This is a genomic window from Streptomyces sp. NPDC001450 (assembly GCF_053597295.1).
In genome coordinates, this window is the sequence record NZ_JBSFHY010000004.1 from 70027 (window position 1) to 87801 (window position 17775).

Sequence of the window (17775 nt, forward strand, 5' to 3'; positions counted from 1 at the left end):
CCGGGTGCGGCTTCGTTGTGGCTGGTAGCGCCCACGCGGCGGAGCCGCATGTCGATTCAGCCCCGCGCCCCTAGGGAAATACACTCGCCCTCTTTCAAACAAGGACTGGAAGTTCATGGCACCGCATCCCGAAGCCGCTGCTCTTCTCGGCCGGTCTCACCGGCTCGGCTCCGATCCCCGTAACACCAACTACGCCGGCGGAAACGCCTCCGCCAAGGGCACCGACACCGACCCCGTCACCGGTGGTGACGTCGAGCTGATGTGGGTGAAGGGGTCCGGTGGTGACCTCGGCACGCTCACCGAGGCGGGGCTCGCCGTGCTGCGGCTGGACCGGCTGCGGGCGCTCGTGGACGTCTACCCGGGTGTCGAGCGCGAGGACGAGATGGTCGCCGCCTTCGACTACTGCCTGCACGGCAAGGGCGGGGCAGCTCCCTCCATCGACACCGCCATGCACGGACTCGTGGACGCCCCGCACGTCGACCATCTGCACCCGGACTCCGGCATCGCGCTCGCCTGCGCCGCCGACGGGGAGAAGCTGACCGCCGAGTGCTTCGGGGACAGCGTGGTGTGGGTGCCGTGGCGGCGGCCCGGGTTCCAGCTGGGGCTGGACATCGCCGCGATCAAGGAGGCCAACCCGCAGGCCGTCGGGTGCATCCTCGGCGGGCACGGGATCACCGCCTGGGGACCGACGTCCGAGGAGTGCGAGCGGAACTCGCTGCACATCATCCACACCGCCGAGGCCTTCCTGGAGGAGAAGGGGAAGGCGGAGCCGTTCGGGGCGGTAATCGAGGGGTACGAGGCGTTGCCCGAGAGCGAGCGGCGGGAGCGGGCGGCCGCCCTCGCACCGTACGTGCGGGCCGTCGCGTCCCAGGACAAGCCGCAGGTGGGGCACTTCAACGACTCCGAGGTCGTTCTCGACTTCGTGGCGCGGGACGGGCATCCCCGGCTCGCCGCACTGGGCACCTCCTGCCCCGACCACTTCCTGCGCACCAAGGTACGGCCGCTGGTGCTGGACCTGCCGCCGACCGTACCCCTGGAGGAGGCCGTCGCCCGGCTGAAGGAGCTGCACGCCGACTACCGCGAGGAGTACGCCGCCTATTACCAGCGGCACGCGCTGCCCGGCTCCCCCGCCATGCGCGGCGCCGACCCGGCGATCGTGCTGATTCCCGGCGTGGGCATGTTCTCCTTCGGCAAGGACAAGCAGACCGCCCGTGTGGCCGGTGAGTTCTACGTCAACGCGATCAGCGTGATGCGCGGGGCCGAGGCCGTGTCCACGTACGCGCCGATCGAGGAGTCGGAGAAGTTCCGGATCGAGTACTGGGCGCTTGAGGAGGCCAAGCTCCAGCGGATGCCGAAGCCGAAGCCGCTGGCCACCCGGGTGGCCCTGGTGACGGGTGCGGGCAGCGGGATCGGGAAGGCGATCGCGCACCGGCTCGTGGCCGAAGGAGCGTGCGTCGTCGTCGCCGATCTCGACGGCGAGAACGCGTCCGCCGTGGCCGAAGAGCTGGGCGGGCCCGACAAGGCCGTCGCCGTCACCGTGGACGTGACGGAAGAGGAGCAGATCGCCGGCGCCTTCAGGGCCGCCGCGCTCGCCTTCGGTGGCGTCGACCTCGTGGTCAACAACGCCGGCATCTCCATCTCCAAGCCGCTGCTGGAGACTTCCGCCAGGGACTGGGACCTCCAGCACGACATCATGGCGCGTGGCTCCTTCCTCGTCTCGCGGGAAGCGGCTCGCATGATGATCACGCAGGGGCTGGGCGGGGACATCGTCTACATCGCGTCGAAGAACGCCGTCTTCGCCGGCCCGAACAACATCGCCTACTCCGCCACCAAGGCCGACCAGGCCCATCAAGTGCGGCTACTGGCGGCCGAACTGGGTGAGCACGGGATCCGGGTGAACGGGGTCAACCCGGACGGCGTGGTGCGCGGGTCCGGGATCTTCGCGGGCGGCTGGGGTGCTCAGCGGGCCGCCGTGTACGGGGTGCCGGAGGAGAAGCTGGGCGAGTTCTACGCGCAGCGGACCATCCTGAAGCGGGAGGTGCTGCCGGAGCATGTGGCGAACGCGGTGTTCGCGCTCACCGGCGGGGAACTCACTCATACCACCGGGCTGCACGTCCCGGTCGACGCGGGTGTGGCGGCCGCGTTCCTTCGATGAGCGCGGGTTTGAGGTCGTACGCAGCCGTCGATCTGGGCGCGTCCAGCGGGCGTGTGATGGTCGGGCGGGTCGGGTACGACGCGCTTGAGCTGAGCGAGGCGCACCGGTTCCCGAACCGGCCGGTGCGGGTGCCGGAGGGGCTGCGTTGGGACGTACTCGCGCTGTACGCCGGTGTGCTGGACGGGCTGCGGGCGGCCGGTGCCCACTGCGGTGGACGACTCGACTCCGTCGGCATCGACAGCTGGGCCGTGGACTACGGCCTGTTGGACGCCGACGGGGCCCTGCTGGGCAACCCGGTGCACTACCGCGACGCCCGCACCGAGGGCGTCGCGGAGAAGGTGTGGGCAAGGGTGCCGGCCGCCGAGCTGTACGCGGCGACCGGGTTGCAGTACGCCCCATTCAACACCCTGTACCAGCTCACGGCCGCCCGCTCGACCGCCCAGTTCGTGCACGCCAGGCGGCTGTTGCTCATCCCCGACCTGCTGACGTACTGGCTGACCGGCGAGCAGGGCACCGAACTGACCAACGCCTCGACCACCCAGCTGATCGATCCCCGGACGCGCGCGTGGTCGTACGACGTCGCCGAGCGGCTGGGGATCGACCTCGCTCTGTTCGCGCCGCTGCGGCAGCCGGGTGATCCGGCGGGTGTGCTGCGGGCGGAGGTGCTGGAGGAGACGGGGCTCACGAGTCCGGTGCCGGTGACGGCCGTCGGGTCGCACGACACCGCTTCGGCGGTGGCGGCGGTACCGGCCGTCGGCGAGCGCTTCGCCTACATCTGCACCGGCACCTGGTCCCTGGCCGGCCTGGAGTTGGACGCGCCGGTGCTCACGGAGGAGAGCCGGGCCGCGAACTTCACCAATGAGCTGGGGCTCGACGGCACGGTCCGCTATCTGCGCAACATCATGGGGCTGTGGCTGCTCCAGGAGTGCGTACGGGCCTGGGGCGAGCCCGATCTGGGGCTGTTGCTGCGCGAGGCCGCCGGGGTGCCGGCGCTGCGGTCGGTCGTCGACGCGGGGGACGAGGCGTTCCTGGCTCCGGGGCGGATGCCCGAGCGGATCGCCGAGGCGTGTCGGGCCTCGGGGCAGCCGGTGCCCGGGACGCGGGCCGAGATCACGCGGTGCATCCTCGACTCGCTGGCTCTCGCGCACCGGCGGGCCGTCGAGGACGCGCAGCGGCTGGCCGACCATCCGGTGGACGTCGTGTACGTCGTCGGGGGCGGCACGCGTAACGCGCTGCTGTGTCAGCTGACGGCCGACGCGTGCGGGCTGCCGGTGGTGGCGGGCGCCACGGAGGCGGCCGCCCTCGGCAACGTCCTCGTACAGGCCCGCACCCACGGGCTGGTCGGCGACCTCGACGGCATGCGCCGGCTGCTCACCCGTACCCAGCCGCTGACCCGGTACGCGCCCCGGGGCGACACGGCGCGCTGGCGGGAGGCCCAGGCCCGGCTCGCCACGCGGTGAGTCGCCCTCTGCCCCCGGCGGCGTCCGCCCATTACCCTGCACTCGTCCGATGACCGACCCCGAGGAGCCGCGATGCGTGTCGCCCTGTTCCTGACCTGTGTCAACGACACGCTCTATCCGGACACCGGCCGAGCGGTGGTGAAGCTGCTGACCAGGCTGGGTGTCGAGGTCGACTTTCCGATGGCGCAGACGTGTTGCGGGCAGGCGCACTACAACACCGGCTATCGGCATGAGGCGGAGCCCCTGGCCCGGCATTTCTCCGATGTCTTCAGGGGGTACGAGGCCATCGTGACCCCGTCCGGATCGTGCGGGGCGATGGTGCGGGAGCTGTACCCGAGGATGGGTGAGCGGGCGCGGGCCGAGGGGCGCGGGGACACCCTCGCCCGGACGCTGGCACCCGTGGTCCCCAGGACCTACGAGCTCACGGAGTTCCTGGTGGACGTGCTGGGCGTGACGGACGTGGGCGCCTCCTACCCGCACAAGGTCACCTACCATCCGACCTGCCACGGCCTGCGCGGTCTCGGGCTCGGTGACCGGCCCCGGCGGCTCCTGCAGGCCGTCAAGGGGCTGGAGTTGGTGGAGCTGCCGGGGGCCGAGGAGTGCTGCGGGTTCGGTGGAACCTTCGCGCTGAAGAACTCCGAGGTCTCGGCGGCGATGGGCGCCGACAAGGTCCGCAACGCCGAGTCGACCGGCGCCGAGGTGCTGTGCGCGGCCGACAACTCCTGCCTGATGCACATCGGCGGGACCATGACCCGGCTCGAGGTGGGCATGCGGCCGGTGCACATCGCGGAGATCCTGGCGAGCACGGAGGAGGAACCGGCGGTATGAGCGGGACGTTCGTCGGCATGCCTGAGTTTCCCCCACCCACCCACCCGGCCTTTCCGAAGGCGGCGCACGATGCCGTGGGCAACCGGACCCTGCGCGCCAATCTGCGCCACGCCACGCACACCATCCGCGCCAAACGGGCCAAGGCGGTCGCCGAGTTGTCCGACTGGGCGGAGCTGAGGGAGGCGGGCCGGGCCATCAAGGACCACACCCTGCGCCATCTGGACCGCTATCTGGTGCAGTTGGAGGAGGCGGTCGCGGCCGCCGGGGGTACGGTCCACTGGGCGGCGGACGCCGAGGAGGCCAACCGGATCGTCGCCGAACTCGTCCGGGCCACCGGCGAGTCGGAGGTCGTCAAGGTCAAATCCATGGCCACGCAGGAGATCGGGCTCAACGAAGCCCTCGAGGCCGAGGGCATCCGGGCCTACGAGACCGATCTCGCCGAACTGATCGTGCAGTTGGGCAAGGACCGGCCCTCGCACATCCTCGTCCCGGCCATCCACCGCAACCGGGGGGAGATCCGGGACATCTTCCGCTCCGAGATGAGCGAGTGGGGCCGTCCCGCCCCCGAGGGCCTCACCGACACACCCGCCGAACTCGCCGAAGCCGCACGGCTGCACCTGCGGGAGAAGTTCCTGCGGGCCAAGGTCGGCATCTCCGGCGCCAACTTCATGGTCGCCGAGACCGGAACGCTGGTCGTCGTGGAGTCCGAGGGCAACGGCCGGATGTGCCTCACCCTCCCAAAGACCCTGATCTCGGTCGTCGGCATCGAGAAGGTCGTCCCCACCTGGCGCGACCTGGAGGTCTTCCTCCAGACCCTCCCCCGCTCCTCCACGGCCGAGCGCATGAACCCGTACACGAGCATGTGGACGGGCACGACGGACGAGGACGGACCGCAGACCTTCCACCTGGTCCTGCTCGACAACGGCCGCACCGACGCCCTGGCCGACCAGGTCGGCCGCCAGGCGCTGCGCTGCATCCGCTGCTCGGCCTGCCTGAACGTGTGCCCGGTGTACGAGCGGGCGGGCGGGCACGCCTACGGCTCGGTCTACCCGGGCCCGATCGGAGCGATTCTGAGTCCTCAACTCCGGGGCACGGCAAGCGAGATCGACGCCTCACTGCCGTACGCGTCGACGCTGTGCGGTGCCTGCTACGAGGTCTGCCCCGTCGCCATCGACATCCCCGAGGTGCTGGTGCACCTGCGGGAGCGGGTCGTGGAGGGCGGTCCGGCGGTCCGGGAGGGCAACAGGGTGCTGCTGAAGCCCGCGAAGGGGCATGCGGCCGAGCGGGCGGCCATGCGGGCGGCTCGCTGGGCGTTCGCACACCCGGGGGCGTTGCGGGCGGGGCAGCGGCTCGCCTCACGGACACGCCGCTTCCACCCACGGACACTCCCCGGCCCTGGCAAGGCCTGGAGCGGCTCCCGGGACCTGCCGCCGGTGCCCGCGGAGCCGTTCCGGGACTGGTGGCAGCGCACGGACGGCGGAAAGAAGGGCGCGAAGTGAGCAGCAGAGAGCGGATCCTGGGCCGCGTGCGGCGCGCGCTGGCGGACGTGACGCCGGACGACGAGGCCGTCCCGCGCACCTACCTCACCGAGCACGGCGAGCGAAGTGTCGAGCAGACCGTGCAGCTGCTGGCGGAGAACCTGACGGACTACCGGGCGATCGTGCACTGCTGCACGGAGGACGAGCTCCCGGCCCTGATCGCCCGCTTGCTCATGGACCGGAAGGCGGGCTCGGTGCTGGTGCCGCCGGGGCTGACGGAGAGCTGGCTCGCGGAGGCGGACGTGACGCAGGTGGCCGACCGGGCCGACAGCACGCCGCACGAGCTGGACCGTGTGGACAGCGTGATCACGTCCTGTGCGGTGGCGATCGCCGAGACCGGCACGATCGTGCTGGACGGCGGCCCGGACCAGGGCCGGCGCCGGATCAGCCTCGTCCCCGACCACCACATCTGTGTGGTGCGGGTGCCCGGCCAGGTGGTCTCCTCGGTCCCGCAGGCCCTCGAACGCCTCTCCCCCACCCTCCCGTTGACCTGGATCTCCGGCCCGTCGGCCACGAGTGACATCGAACTGGACCGGGTCGAGGGCGTGCACGGCCCCCGCACCCTGGAGGTCGTCCTCCTGGGCTGACACTCCGCCACCCTCCCCTTGGCGCGACAGCGCGAGCGGACACGCTAGCGTGCGGGGATGATCCGGTTCGAGCAGGTCACCAAGCGGTATCCGGACGGTACGACGGCCGTGGACGGCCTCTCCTTCGAGGTGTCCGAGGGCGAAATCGTCACCCTCGTGGGTCCCTCGGGCTGCGGCAAGACGACGACCATGATGATGGTGAACCGGCTCATCGAGCCGACCTCCGGCCGGATCCTCGTGAACGGAGAGGACATCGCGCAGGTCGATCCGGTGGCGCTGCGCCGCCGTATCGGCTATGTCATCCAGCAGGTGGGCCTCTTCCCGCACCGTACGGTGCTGGACAACACGGCGACCGTGCCGGCGCTGCTCGGCTGGAAGCGGGCGAAGGCGCGGGCCCGGGCGGCCGAGCTGCTCGATCTGGTGGGCCTCGACCCGAAGACGTACGGGCCGCGCTATCCGGAGCAGCTCTCCGGCGGCCAGCGGCAGCGGGTGGGTGTGGCGCGGGCGCTCGCGGCGGATCCGCCGGTGCTGCTGATGGACGAGCCGTTCGGCGCGGTCGACCCGGTGGTGCGGGAGCAGTTGCAGGACGAGTTCCTGCGGATGCAGGCCGCGGTGCGCAAGACGGTGCTGCTGGTCACGCACGACATCGAGGAGGCCGTCCGGCTCGGGGACCGGATCGCCGTGTACGGGCAGGGGCGCATCGAGCAGTTCGACACGCCGGGGGCGGTGCTCGGCTCGCCCGCCACGCCGTACGTCGCCGGGTTCGTGGGCGCCGACCGGGGGCTGAAGCGGCTGTCGGTCACCGAGATCCAGCCGGACGATCTCGAACAGCCGCCGGTGGCCCGGCCGGACGAGCCCGCCGAGCGGGCCGTGGAGCGGCTGCGGGCCGAGGGCGCCCGGTGGGCGGTCGTCCTCGACGCGCACGGCGATCTGCACGGCTGGGTCGGCATCGACGAGCTGGCCGCGGGCGGCACGGTCGGGGGCCTCGCGCACCGGATGACGGCCTGGGTGCCGGTGGGTGCCCCGCTGAAGCAGGCGTTCGGGGTGATGCTCCAGTACGACGCCGGGTGGGTCGCCGTGCTGGACGGGGCACGCTTCCTTGGCGTGCTGACCCCGGCGAAGCTGCACGAGGCGCTGCGTCGCTCGGTGGACGCGGACGCCCGGGGTGTCGCGCGGGGGCAGGTGCCGTTCGACTCGGTCTCGGACGCCTGAGGCGGGCCGTCACTTCAGCAGGCCCTTGTCCCGCAGATAGGTCCGGGCCACGTCGGCCGGCAGCCGACGCCAGCTGTCGACCTGCCGGTTCATGGCCGCCAGGTCAGCGGTCGTGAGGACGCCGTTGAGCCGGTCCAGCGCCTTCGCCACGCCCGCACTGCCCGCGCGGGCACGGTTGACGACCGGGACGACGTAGTCGGCGTTCTGCAGGTGCCTGTCGTCGGCGAGCAGGACCAGGCCGAACTGGTCGAGGGTGGCGTCGGTGGTGGTGGTCAGCACCATCTGGTCGCGGCCGTCCTGCACGGCCCGCTTGGCCTGGGTGGTGCCGACGCCCTTGGGGTCGATCCCGGTGATGTCGATGCCGTAGACCTTCTTCAACCCCGGTTCGCAGTAAGGCCGTTGCACGCACTCGTCACCGGCGGCGAGCCGTACCCTCTGCTTCGAGGCGCCGAGGTCGCTGAGGGTCTTGAGGTGGTGCTGCCGGGCGTAGTCGGCGGAAACCGCGAAGGCGTTCTGGTCCACCGCGCGACCGGGCGGCAAGGCCGTGAGGCCGCGGGGTGCGGCGAGGTTCCGCAGGGCCTTCATCGTGGCGTCCAGGTCGGGTGAGCCGACGGGCTTCGCGTCGGCGCCGTGGGTCTTGGCGTTCAGCCAGTCGGCGAGAGTGGCCGCGTATTCGGGCACGACGTCGATCTGGCCGGACTCCAGGGCCGGTTCGTACAGCTCCCGGTTGGCGACCGTGATGACCGACGTCTTGTACCCGGCATGGTTCAGCAGCTGCGCGTACAGCTGGGCGAGCAGGTCGCTCTCGGTGAAGCCGCCCGAGCCGATGGTCAGGTGGTGGCTGTCGCCGGGCGATGCGGTGACCGCGCCGCGGGTCTCCAGGGAGGGGCCGGTGGAGCAGGCGGTCAGGACCAGGAGCCCGGCCGCCGTGACCGCGGTGCGGCCCCTCATCGGCCGCCCCTGGCCCAGGCCGGTGCCAGGCGCTCGGCGACCTCGAAGACTGCCTCGACGATCAGTGCGAACACGGCGACGAGGAGGGCCCCGGCGACCACCATGGGCGTGCTGGCCAGGTTGAAGCCCGCCGTGATGATGCGGCCGAGTCCGCCGCCGCCCGCGAGCGCGGCGATGGTGGCGGTGGCGACGAGCTGGACGGCGGCGATCCGCACCCCGTTGAGGACCATCGGGAGCGAAAGGGGCAGTTCCACGCGAAACAGCATCTGCCGCCCGGTCATCCCCATGCCCCGCGCCGACTGCACGACGCTCCGGTCGACCTCGCGCATGCCGACGTAGGCGTTGGTGAGCAGGGGCGGGACGGCGAACAGCACCAGGGCGACCACGGTCGGCCCCTCGCCCCACTTCCCGACCGGGGTCAGCAGGAGCAGGACCAGCACGGCGAAGGTGGGGACGGCCCGGCCGACGTTGGAGATGTTGACGGCGAGCGCGCCACCCCTGCCCAGGTGGCCGAGGACCAGCGCGACCGGCAGCGCGATCAGGCAGCTGATGACCAGGCAGACGACGGTGAGTACCAGGTGCTGGAGCAGCCGGTGCCGGACGCCGTCGTCGCCGGACCAGTGGGCGGGGTCGGCCAGCCAGTCCCAGGCGGTGCCGAGGGTGTTCATCCGCGAGCCGCCCTCACCCAGGGGGTGATCAGCCACTGCACGCCGAGCAGGAGGACGTCGGCGGCGACGGCGATCACTACGCACAGCACGGACGCGGTGAGCACCTGGGCCTTGAAGTAGGTGTTCATGCCCGAGTAGATCAGGTTCCCGAGGCCGCCGAAGCCGACGATCGCGCCGACCGTGACCAGGGAGACCGCCGAGACGGTCGCGATGCGCAGCCCGGCCATCGCGGCCGGCAGAGCCAGGGGCAGTTCGACGGTGAGCAGCAGCCGGATCGGGCCGTAACCGAGGCCGCGCGCCGCCTGCCGGGTCTCCTTGGGGACCGCGCGCAGCCCGGCCAGGATGTTCCGCACCAGCAGGGTGAGCGAGTAGAGCACCAGTCCCGCGACGACCAGGGTGGCCGAGAGGCCGTAGAGGGGCAGGAGCAGGGAGAACATCGCCAGGGACGGGATGGTGTAGAGGATCGTCGTCACGCCGAGGACCGGACCGGCCGCCAAGGCCCAGCGGCGGGCGAGCACCGCGAGCGGCAGGGCGACGGCGAGCCCGATGAGGACCGACACCGACGTCAGCTGGAGGTGCTGGACGACCGCGTCGAGGAGGATCTGGCGGCGGCTGCTCAGATAGGCACCGCAGATCCACTCGTTGCGCGCGAGGCAGTCGTCCGGGGGCGCGGTCACGCATCCATTGCACCGGGCGGGCGAGCGGGGCGGCGCGTTGTGGTGGCCCGTCCGGGCCACCGGGTGTGGGCTACCGCATTCCGGCCGCGTCCAGGAGCGCGGTCACCGTCGCCGTGGCGAGTCCGTCGTCCAGGCGTTCCACGCGGGCTCCGGCGCGGGCGCTGGCGCCGTCGAAGATCAGCATCAGCTGGCGGGCGAGCAGCTCGGGGTCCCGGGCGCCGCCTTCCTGCGCCTGCGTGCGGAAGGTCTCCGCGAGGCGTTCCTTGACCGCGCGGGCGACCTGGCTCGCCGGGTGCTCCGGGTCCTTCAGCTCGACCAGTACGGCCAGGTAGGGGCAGCCGCGGTAGTCGGGTTCGGCGGAGGCCTTCGCCACTTGTCCGAAGACGTACAGGATGCGCTCGCGCGGTGTCCCGGCCGCCGGGCCGGCGGGCGTCAGCTGGGCCTGGTACCGCGGGAGGCGTCGCTCCAGGCTCGCGGCGAGCATCTCGTCCTTGCTCTCGAAGAGCTGGTACATCGACCGCTTCGAGACGCCGGCCGTACGGCACAGCGCCTCGACGCCGATGGAGACGCCGTCGCGGTAGAAGAGCCGGGCGGCCGCGTCGAGCAGCCGGTCCCGGGGGGACGCCTTGTCCGTGGTGGCCATACGGCGAGGTTACCGTGTCCGGGACAAACGGAAACCGATCGGTATACACGCCGCCGGGCGCCCGGGGAATTCCGTGACAAGGATGGTGAACAAGCGCTTAGATAGTGACTGGACGCAGATCTGGACGTAGACACCGACCCAGCCGGAGGCCCCGTTGTTCTCATCCGTCGACGACGTCTCCGCCCGCCTCGCCGAGACCGGGTACCTCGCCTCGCCCGCCGTCGCCACGACCGTCTTCCTCGCCGCCCGGCTGGGCAAGCCGCTGCTGGTGGAGGGCCCCGCCGGCGTCGGCAAGACCGAGCTGGCCAAGGCCGTCGCCCAGGTCGCGGGGGCGCGGCTGGTACGGCTGCAGTGCTACGAGGGCGTGGACGAGTCACGGGCGCTGTACGAGTGGAACCACGCCAAGCAGCTGCTGCGCATCAGTGCGGGCCGAGACGAGAACTGGGACGAGACCCGCACCGACATCTTCAGCGAGGAGTTCCTGCTCCCCCGCCCGCTGCTGACCGCGATCCGCGGCGACGAGCCGACCGTGCTGCTGATCGACGAGACCGACAAGGCCGACGTGGAGATGGAGGGCCTGCTGCTGGAGGTGCTCAGCGACTTCCAGGTCACGGTCCCCGAGCTGGGCACGATCACCGCGACCCGCCGCCCCTTCGTCGTGCTCACCTCCAACGCGGGGCGCGAGCTGTCCGAGGCGCTGCGCCGCCGCTGCCTGTTCCTGCACATCGGGTTCCCCGAGGAGGAGCTGGAGCGGCGGATCGTACGGCTGAAGGTGCCCGGGCTCGGAGCGGCGCTGGCCGAGTCGGTGGTGCGGGTGGTCAGGGCGCTGCGCGCGATGGACCTGCGCAAGGTGCCGTCGATCGCCGAGACCATCGACTGGGCGCGCACCCTGCTGGCCCTCGGCGCCGACACCCTGGACGAGGCCGTCGTACGGGACACCCTGGGCGTGATCCTCAAGCACCAGGACGACGTGCAGAAGGCCGCGGCCAAGCTGGACCTGGACGCGCTGTGAGCGGTGTCGAGGGGCGGATCACCGGTCTGGTCGGGGCGCTGCGCGCGCACGGCGTCCGGATCGGCACCGGGGAGACCGTCGACGCGGCCCTCGCCGTGGAGGCCCTCGGGTTCGCCGACCGGGACCTGCTGCGGGAGGGGCTGGCCGCGACCCTGCTGCACGGGCCGGGGCAGCGGGTGGTGTTCGACCCGGTCTTCGACCTGTACTTCCCGCGCGGCGTCGGCGGTCCCGGCACGGAACAGGCGGGCCGCGACGAGCTGCGCGACCGGCTCGCGGAGGCGCTGGCCGCCGACGACCGGTCACTGATGGCCCGGCTGGCGGCCGAGGCGGTGGACGGCATGGGCGGGTACGGGAGTTCACCGGGGTCGGACGGCTGGTCGGCGTACCAGACCCTGGACCGGCTCCGCCCGCAGACCCTGCTCGCCCGGGTGCGGGCCGACGTCAGGGGCCGGGACGGCGGCGCGGGGTTCGCGGACCGGCTGCTGGACGACGAGATCCGGCGCCGTATCGAGGCGTTCCGGCAGCTGGTCGCGGTGGAGGCGCGGCGCCGGGTCGCCGAGCGGCGCGGGCGGGACGAGATCGCCCGGCGGGCCGTCGCGCCGACCGCCGACCGGGTGGACTTCCTGTACGCCGGCCGGGACCAACTGGCCGAGCTGCGCAGGACGGTCCAGCCGCTGGCGCGCAAGCTCGCGACCCGGCTGGCCGCACGCCGCCGCCGGGCCGCACGCGGCACGATCGACTTGCGCCGCACCCTGCGCTCCTCGCTGTCCACGGGCGGGGTGCCGATGCGGCCGGTGCTGCGCCGGCGCCGTCCGGCCCGGCCCGAACTGGTGCTGCTGTGCGATGTGTCGGGCTCGGTGTCCGGGTTCTCGGACTTCACGATGCTGCTGGTGCAGGCGCTGCACGACCAGTTCAGCAAGGTCCGGGTGTTCGCCTTCGTCAACCGCCTCGACGAGGTGACCGGCCTGCTCGACCACGGCCGCGCCGACCCGGACGGGCTCGGCGCCCGGATCCGCGCTCAGGCCACGCTCACCGGCTGGCACGGCAGCAGCGACTACGGCGTCGCCCTGGGCGAGTTCACCGAGCGGTACGGCGCCGCGGTCGGTCCGCGCACCACCGTCTTCGTCCTGGGCGACGCCCGCACCAACATGAGCGACCCGAACCTGGCCGCCGTCCGCGAACTCGCCCGGGACGCCCGGCGCGTCTACTGGCTGAACCCCGAGCCGCGCGCCCAGTGGGGCACCGGCGACTCGGCGGCGCCCGCCTACGCCGAGCTGGTGGAGATGCACGAGTGCCGCACGGCCCGGCAGCTCGGCGCGCTGATCGGACGGCTGCTGCCGGTGTGACGCGGGGCTGCCCGGCGTGATCGACTGGACCTCACCGGCCGCCAAGTGCCCGGCGGCCGCTCGCCATCGGACCGCGATCCACCCACCCGCCACCGGCCACCCGCCCGGCAGACGAGGACGTACGACATGAGCCACCAGCCCGTGCAGCTCGGCACCTTCCCGACTCCCGTCGAACCGGCGCCCCGGCTCGCCGCCGCGCTCGGGCTCGGTCCGGACGACCTGTGGGTCAAGCGGGACGACCTGACCGGCCTGGGCGGTGGCGGGAACAAGATCCGCAAGCTGGAGTGGCTCGCGGGCGCGGCGCTGGCCGAGGGCGCGGACACCCTCGTGACCACGGGCGCCGCGCAGAGCAACCACGCCCGGCTGACGGCCGCCGCGGCCGCCCGGCTGGGCCTGGCCGCCGTCCTCGTACTGCGCGGCGCACCGGGGCGGTCCCGGTCCGGGAACCTCGCCCTGGACGGCCTGTTGGGGGCCCGGCTCTCCTGGGCGGGCGACGTGGACCAGGCCGGGCTCGACGCCGCGGCGGCCGAGGTGTGCACGCGGCTGCGGGCCGGTGGTGCCCGTCCCGCACTGATCCCGTTCGGCGGGTCCAGCACGCTCGGCGCACGCGGCTATGTGCGCTGCGGCGAGGAGTTGCGCGCGCAGGTGCCCGACCTGCGGACGGCGGTGGTCGCGCTCGGCTCGGGCGGCACCATGGCGGGGCTGGTCGCCGCCCTCGGCACGGAGTCGGTGCTCGGTGTCGACGTGGGCGCGCTGGCCGACCCTGCCGTCGCGGTCGAGGAGTTCGCGGCCCCGCTCACCGCGGACAAGGTCGTGGCGGACCGGCTGCGGGTGCGCCGGGACCAGGTGGGCAGCGGATACGCGGCGCTGACCGGTCCGGTGGCGGAGGCGCTCCGGCTCGCCGCCCGCACCGAGGGGATCGTCCTCGACCCGACCTACACCGGCCGGGCCCTGGCCGGGCTGGCCGCCGCCGTCCGGGACGGTGACGTACGGCCGGGCGAGAAGACCGTGTTCGTCCACACCGGCGGGCTGCCCGGCCTGTTCGGGCACGCGGACGCCGTCGCGTACGCCGAGGAGGGGGCCGTCACCCGCGGACTCTGAGACCCTGGTCCCTTACACACAACCGTGCTCGTCCTCCCCCGGTACTACGGCGCTTCCCCGATGCCCGGCCGGCGGACCTCGCTCTAACCTGCGGGTACAGAGCGAGGGGGGAGATCATGAAGGCAGTGGTCCAGGACCGGTACGGCTCACCGGACGTGCTGGAGCTGCGGGACGTGGACGAGCCGGTGCCCGGCGACGACGAGGTGCTGGTGCGGGTGCGGGCCGCCGGGTTGAACGCGTACGACTGGCACCTCATGCGCGGTGATCCGTACGTGGCCCGGCTGGCGCTCGGACTCCGTGCCCCCCGGGCCCGGATCCGGGGCCGGGACTTCGCGGGCGAGGTGGCGGCGGTCGGCCGCAACGTACGTGACCTCCGGCCGGGGGAGGAGGTGTTCGGCGAGGTCGACGGCACGTTCGCGGAGTACGTGTGCGTCCCGGACGCCTGGGTGGAGCGCAAGCCCGCCGCCCTGACCTTCGAGCAGGCGGCGACCCTGCCGCTGGCCGGGAACACCGCCCTGCGTGGGCTGCGTGACGTGGCAGGGCTGCGGCCGGGGCAGCATGTGCTGATCAACGGCGCCTCCGGCGGGGTCGGCACGTTCGCCGTGCAGATCGCCAAGGCGCTCGGCGCGGAGGTGACCGGCGTGTGCAGCACGCGCAACGCCGAGCTGGTCCGCTCGCTGGGCGCGGACCACGTCGTCGACTACACGCGGGAGGACTTCACGCGCGGTGGGCGGCGGTACGACGTCGTCCTCGACCTTGCGGCCGGCCACGGAATCTCCGGCCTCCGGCGCGCGCTCACACCCACCGGAACGCTCGTCCTCGGCAGCGGGGGCAGCGCGGGGCAGTTCTTCGGGGCTCCCGTCCTCATCCTCCAGGGACTCGTGCTCTCCCCGTTCGTCCGCCAGCGGCTGCGTCCGCTCGTCGGCCCGGCACCGAGCAAGGCGGTGCTGGCGGAGCTGCGGGAGCTGGCCGACTGCGGGAAGCTCGCCCCGGTGATCGACCGGACGTACCCGCTGGGCGAAGCGCCCGAGGCCGTCCGGTACCTGGAGGAGGAGCATGCGCGCGGGAAGGTCGTCGTCACGGTCTGACCGGGGGCGGCCGCGACACAGGCGTGCCCCGCGGTGACGGGCGCACCGCGGGGCACCTGCGGGACGTGTCGGGTCCCTAAGACTTCGCGTAGTCCTTCGCCGTGGGTCCCGCGAAGTCGTACACCACGACCTGCTCGTCTCCCACGACCCACGCGTCGTGCCCGGGCGGGCACATGAAGACATCGCCGGGGCCTACCTCACCCTCACCGCCGTCGTCCATGCGGATGTGCAGCCGGCCCTGAACGACATAGGCGCTGTGGGAAAACTGGCAACTCTCGGTGCCCGCGATCGGCGCCACGGACTCGGACCAGCGCCAGCCCGGTTCGAACGTGCCCACGGCGAAGTCGAGCCCGGTCAGGTGGACGGCTTCGAGATGGCCCCGGGGAAAGTCACGCCGCTCGTCCGGCTTGTCTACCGTCTTCACTTCCAACATGACGGTGTCCTCCCTTCCGGCCGCTCACCACGGCCGGGGCGGGTCGCCGTCTCCCGGCGGCACCGGCGATCCGGCGGCGGCCGCACCCCACGACACCATCGTCTGCCCGTCAACTCGCAGCCGCCATTCGGGGTGGGCGGTGAGGCACACGGAGACAACGTTGTCGAGACTCCGCTGCGCGCCCTCTCCCGAGGCACATCAGCACTGGAGGGCACTCTGCGTCGGCACCCCGGCCGAATCTCCGGTCTGCTCGGCGCGCCCCACGGCGAACACCGCGTAGACGTAGGCGAGATCGAGGAGGAGGCAGCCGAGGTAGAGGTAGTGCATGAGGACGCTGTCGTAGCGCGGATCCCCGTCGGGGTCGGTGCGCATCGAGAGCGAGGCGCAGGCGGTGCCCAGCAGCTTGGTCACGGCGATCTCCACCGACTGGCCGCGCGTGCCGCGGCGGGCGGCCAGCATCGCCAGGAACATCCCGAACATGGCCAGGTTGCTGCCGAACGCGGTGATCGCGCCGACGCCCTCGTCGAACTGTTCGGAGGCGTAGTTCATGCCCGGGTAGGCGAGGGCGAGCAGGACGGCCAGCGCGGGCAGGAACAACCGCTCGGGCAGGTAGGGGAACTCGGACCGCCCGAAGCGTACGAGGGTGTAGCCGATGGCGAGATCGAAGCAGAACCAGACGATGTTGATCACGTGCATGACCCCGGACGGCGGCCGCGCGAACGCGAACATGAACTCCCAGCTGATGTTCGTCGCGAACGCGACGACAGGCATCCCGAAGGTGCGCTCCCGCAGCCCCGTGCGGATCAACAGCACGTACGTGACACTCCAGAAGAGCCCCGTTCCGAGCAGGAATCCCGTGTGCACGAGCTGCATGAGCACCTCCGTTGCCGGACCGTCACGCCTGCCGGTGCTTACCCTGACACGATGACAGCCAAGCGCACAGCGTCGATCGCGATGGATGCCGTCGACCCGCCACTCCGGCCGCTTCCCGAGCGGGCGGCCGCACTGCTGGCGCGAGTTGACGCCCCACCACGTCTGGTGGCCCACCTCAGGGCGGTGCACGACGTGGCGGCGCAGCTTGTCGACTGGGTGCAACAGCAGTGTCCCGGGCTGGAGTTCGACGCGGCGGCCGTGCTCTTCGGTGCCGCGACGCACGACATCGGCAAGGCCGTGCACGTGGCCGAGCTGTCCGGCCCGGGTGCGCGGCACGAGGAGGCCGGGCGTGAACTGTTGCTGAACTGCGGCGTGGAGCCCGGCCTGGCCCGGTTCGCCGGGACGCACGCCGCCTGGACCGCGCCCGGGATCGGCGTGGCGGACCTGCTCGTGAGCCTCGCCGACAAGGTGTGGAAGGACAAACGCGTCCCGGAGCTGGAGGACCTGGTCGTCGGCCGGCTGGCCGGTGTCGATGGGCGGGAGGGCTGGGAGTGGTTTCTGGAGTTGGACGAGGTCCTCGTGGGGATCGGGGAGGGGGCCGGTCGCAGGCTGGCGTGGCAGATGTGCCAGCCCCTCGTTCGAAGGTGACCATGTAGGCGATCCCCTCGACGACGGCGGTGCCGAGCTGTGTCCCCTCGGGCCTTGGCAGGCCGGGGAGTTTCTCGAGCATGTGGACCGGGGGCGGGAGTTCATCGGGCGGTTCAACGGGCTGCCGGACGTGGTCACGGATCTGACGTCCAGCCGGGCGTTCCTGCGGGCGTACGCCGAGAAGGAGGCAGCCGACACCGGCCGTATCTGCGGGATCCGGTACCGCGGCACGCCGGTCGGAGCGGTGATCTGCGCCGGTTGGACGTGCCGCAGGGCACCGCCGAGGCGGGCTGCCGGCTGGAGCCTGCGGCGGTGGGCCGGGGGCTGGTGACCCGGGCGACCCGGGTCACCATCGACTGGGCGATCCGGGAGCGGGGCGTCCACCGTGTCGAGTGGTGGGTGTCGCCCGAGAACGCGCCCAGCATCGCGGTTGCCCGGCGGCTCGGCATGCGCAAGGACGGTGTGCTCAGGGAGAGTTACCTCTACCGGGGCGAGCGGCACGACGAGGAGATCTGGTCGGTGCCGGCCCCGGAAGTGGCTGTCCGGTCCCGGTGA

17 protein-coding genes and 1 pseudogene are annotated in these 17775 nt (G+C 72.3%); 12 read left to right on the forward strand and 6 right to left on the reverse strand.

Going from position 1 to position 17775, the window contains the following annotated elements:
- Nucleotides 1-115 precede the first annotated feature (115 nt).
- From ACWC5O_RS05275 to ACWC5O_RS05300, 6 genes are all read left to right on the forward strand, one after another.
- Complete coding sequence (locus ACWC5O_RS05275; RefSeq protein ID WP_450582418.1) at nt 116-2155, forward strand: bifunctional aldolase/short-chain dehydrogenase; 2040 nt, start codon at nt 116-118, stop codon at nt 2153-2155.
- Nucleotides 2152-3615: a rhamnulokinase gene (locus ACWC5O_RS05280; protein WP_450582419.1), complete on the forward strand. Its 1464-nt coding sequence runs from the start codon at nt 2152-2154 to the stop codon at nt 3613-3615. The genes ACWC5O_RS05275 and ACWC5O_RS05280 overlap by 4 nt, the downstream gene beginning before the upstream one ends.
- A gap of 72 nt (nt 3616-3687) precedes the next feature.
- Nucleotides 3688-4443, forward strand: coding sequence for a (Fe-S)-binding protein (locus ACWC5O_RS05285; protein WP_450582421.1), 756 nt, complete (start codon nt 3688-3690; stop codon nt 4441-4443).
- On the forward strand, nt 4440-5942 hold the full coding sequence (locus ACWC5O_RS05290; RefSeq protein ID WP_450582422.1) for a LutB/LldF family L-lactate oxidation iron-sulfur protein: 1503 nt from the start codon (nt 4440-4442) through the stop codon (nt 5940-5942). Before ACWC5O_RS05285 ends, ACWC5O_RS05290 begins: the two co-directional genes overlap by 4 nt.
- Entirely contained in the window at nt 5939-6568 is a 630-nt protein-coding gene (locus ACWC5O_RS05295; RefSeq protein WP_450582424.1) for a LutC/YkgG family protein, read from the forward strand. Before ACWC5O_RS05290 ends, ACWC5O_RS05295 begins: the two co-directional genes overlap by 4 nt.
- 57 nt (nt 6569-6625) lie before the next feature.
- A complete protein-coding gene (locus ACWC5O_RS05300) occupies nt 6626-7780 on the forward strand; it encodes a betaine/proline/choline family ABC transporter ATP-binding protein (RefSeq protein WP_450582426.1) in 1155 nt (384 codons plus the stop codon).
- Between the two features lie 9 nt (nt 7781-7789).
- On the opposite strand, the gene ACWC5O_RS05305 is transcribed toward ACWC5O_RS05300, so the two are convergent.
- The 4 genes from ACWC5O_RS05305 to ACWC5O_RS05320 form a co-directional block, all read right to left on the reverse strand.
- Nucleotides 7790-8731 (reverse strand): ABC transporter substrate-binding protein, encoded by a 942-nt coding sequence (locus tag ACWC5O_RS05305; protein WP_450582428.1) that lies wholly within the window; start codon nt 8729-8731, stop codon nt 7790-7792.
- A complete protein-coding gene (locus tag ACWC5O_RS05310) occupies nt 8728-9399 on the reverse strand; it encodes an ABC transporter permease (protein ID WP_450582430.1) in 672 nt (223 codons plus the stop codon). Before ACWC5O_RS05310 ends, ACWC5O_RS05305 begins: the two co-directional genes overlap by 4 nt.
- Nucleotides 9396-10076 (reverse strand): ABC transporter permease, encoded by a 681-nt coding sequence (locus tag ACWC5O_RS05315; RefSeq protein ID WP_450582431.1) that lies wholly within the window; start codon nt 10074-10076, stop codon nt 9396-9398. Before ACWC5O_RS05315 ends, ACWC5O_RS05310 begins: the two co-directional genes overlap by 4 nt.
- 70 nt (nt 10077-10146) lie before the next feature.
- Nucleotides 10147-10719, reverse strand: a complete 573-nt coding sequence (locus ACWC5O_RS05320; RefSeq protein WP_450582433.1) for a TetR/AcrR family transcriptional regulator — start codon at nt 10717-10719, stop codon at nt 10147-10149.
- Between the two features lie 154 nt (nt 10720-10873).
- Between ACWC5O_RS05320 and ACWC5O_RS05325 the strand changes: the two genes are divergently transcribed.
- From ACWC5O_RS05325 to ACWC5O_RS05340, 4 genes are all read left to right on the forward strand, one after another.
- A complete protein-coding gene (locus ACWC5O_RS05325) occupies nt 10874-11731 on the forward strand; it encodes an AAA family ATPase (protein ID WP_450582434.1) in 858 nt (285 codons plus the stop codon).
- Nucleotides 11728-13077: a vWA domain-containing protein gene (locus ACWC5O_RS05330; RefSeq protein ID WP_450582436.1), complete on the forward strand. Its 1350-nt coding sequence runs from the start codon at nt 11728-11730 to the stop codon at nt 13075-13077. The genes ACWC5O_RS05325 and ACWC5O_RS05330 overlap by 4 nt, the downstream gene beginning before the upstream one ends.
- Before the next feature lie 126 nt (nt 13078-13203).
- On the forward strand, nt 13204-14178 hold the full coding sequence (locus ACWC5O_RS05335; RefSeq protein ID WP_450582437.1) for a pyridoxal-phosphate dependent enzyme: 975 nt from the start codon (nt 13204-13206) through the stop codon (nt 14176-14178).
- 116 nt (nt 14179-14294) lie between these two features.
- Entirely contained in the window at nt 14295-15266 is a 972-nt protein-coding gene (locus tag ACWC5O_RS05340) for an NAD(P)-dependent alcohol dehydrogenase (protein WP_450582438.1), read from the forward strand.
- Nucleotides 15267-15342: 76 nt separating this feature from the next.
- Here the strand turns inward: ACWC5O_RS05340 and ACWC5O_RS05345 are convergent, their stop codons facing one another.
- Together ACWC5O_RS05345 and ACWC5O_RS05350 are read right to left on the reverse strand one after the other, a co-directional pair.
- Nucleotides 15343-15699 carry a cupin domain-containing protein gene (locus ACWC5O_RS05345; protein WP_450582439.1) on the reverse strand — a complete coding sequence of 119 codons (357 nt, stop codon included), beginning with the start codon at nt 15697-15699 and terminating at the stop codon, nt 15343-15345.
- Between the two features lie 198 nt (nt 15700-15897).
- Nucleotides 15898-16572 (reverse strand): transmembrane-type terpene cyclase, encoded by a 675-nt coding sequence (locus tag ACWC5O_RS05350; RefSeq protein WP_450582441.1) that lies wholly within the window; start codon nt 16570-16572, stop codon nt 15898-15900.
- Nucleotides 16573-16623: 51 nt separating this feature from the next.
- Between ACWC5O_RS05350 and ACWC5O_RS05355 the strand changes: the two genes are divergently transcribed.
- Both ACWC5O_RS05355 and ACWC5O_RS05360 read left to right on the forward strand, forming a co-directional pair.
- Entirely contained in the window at nt 16624-17220 is a 597-nt protein-coding gene (locus tag ACWC5O_RS05355) for a phosphohydrolase (RefSeq protein WP_450582443.1), read from the forward strand.
- A gap of 37 nt (nt 17221-17257) precedes the next feature.
- Nucleotides 17258-17775 (forward strand): annotated as a pseudogene (locus ACWC5O_RS05360) (GNAT family N-acetyltransferase).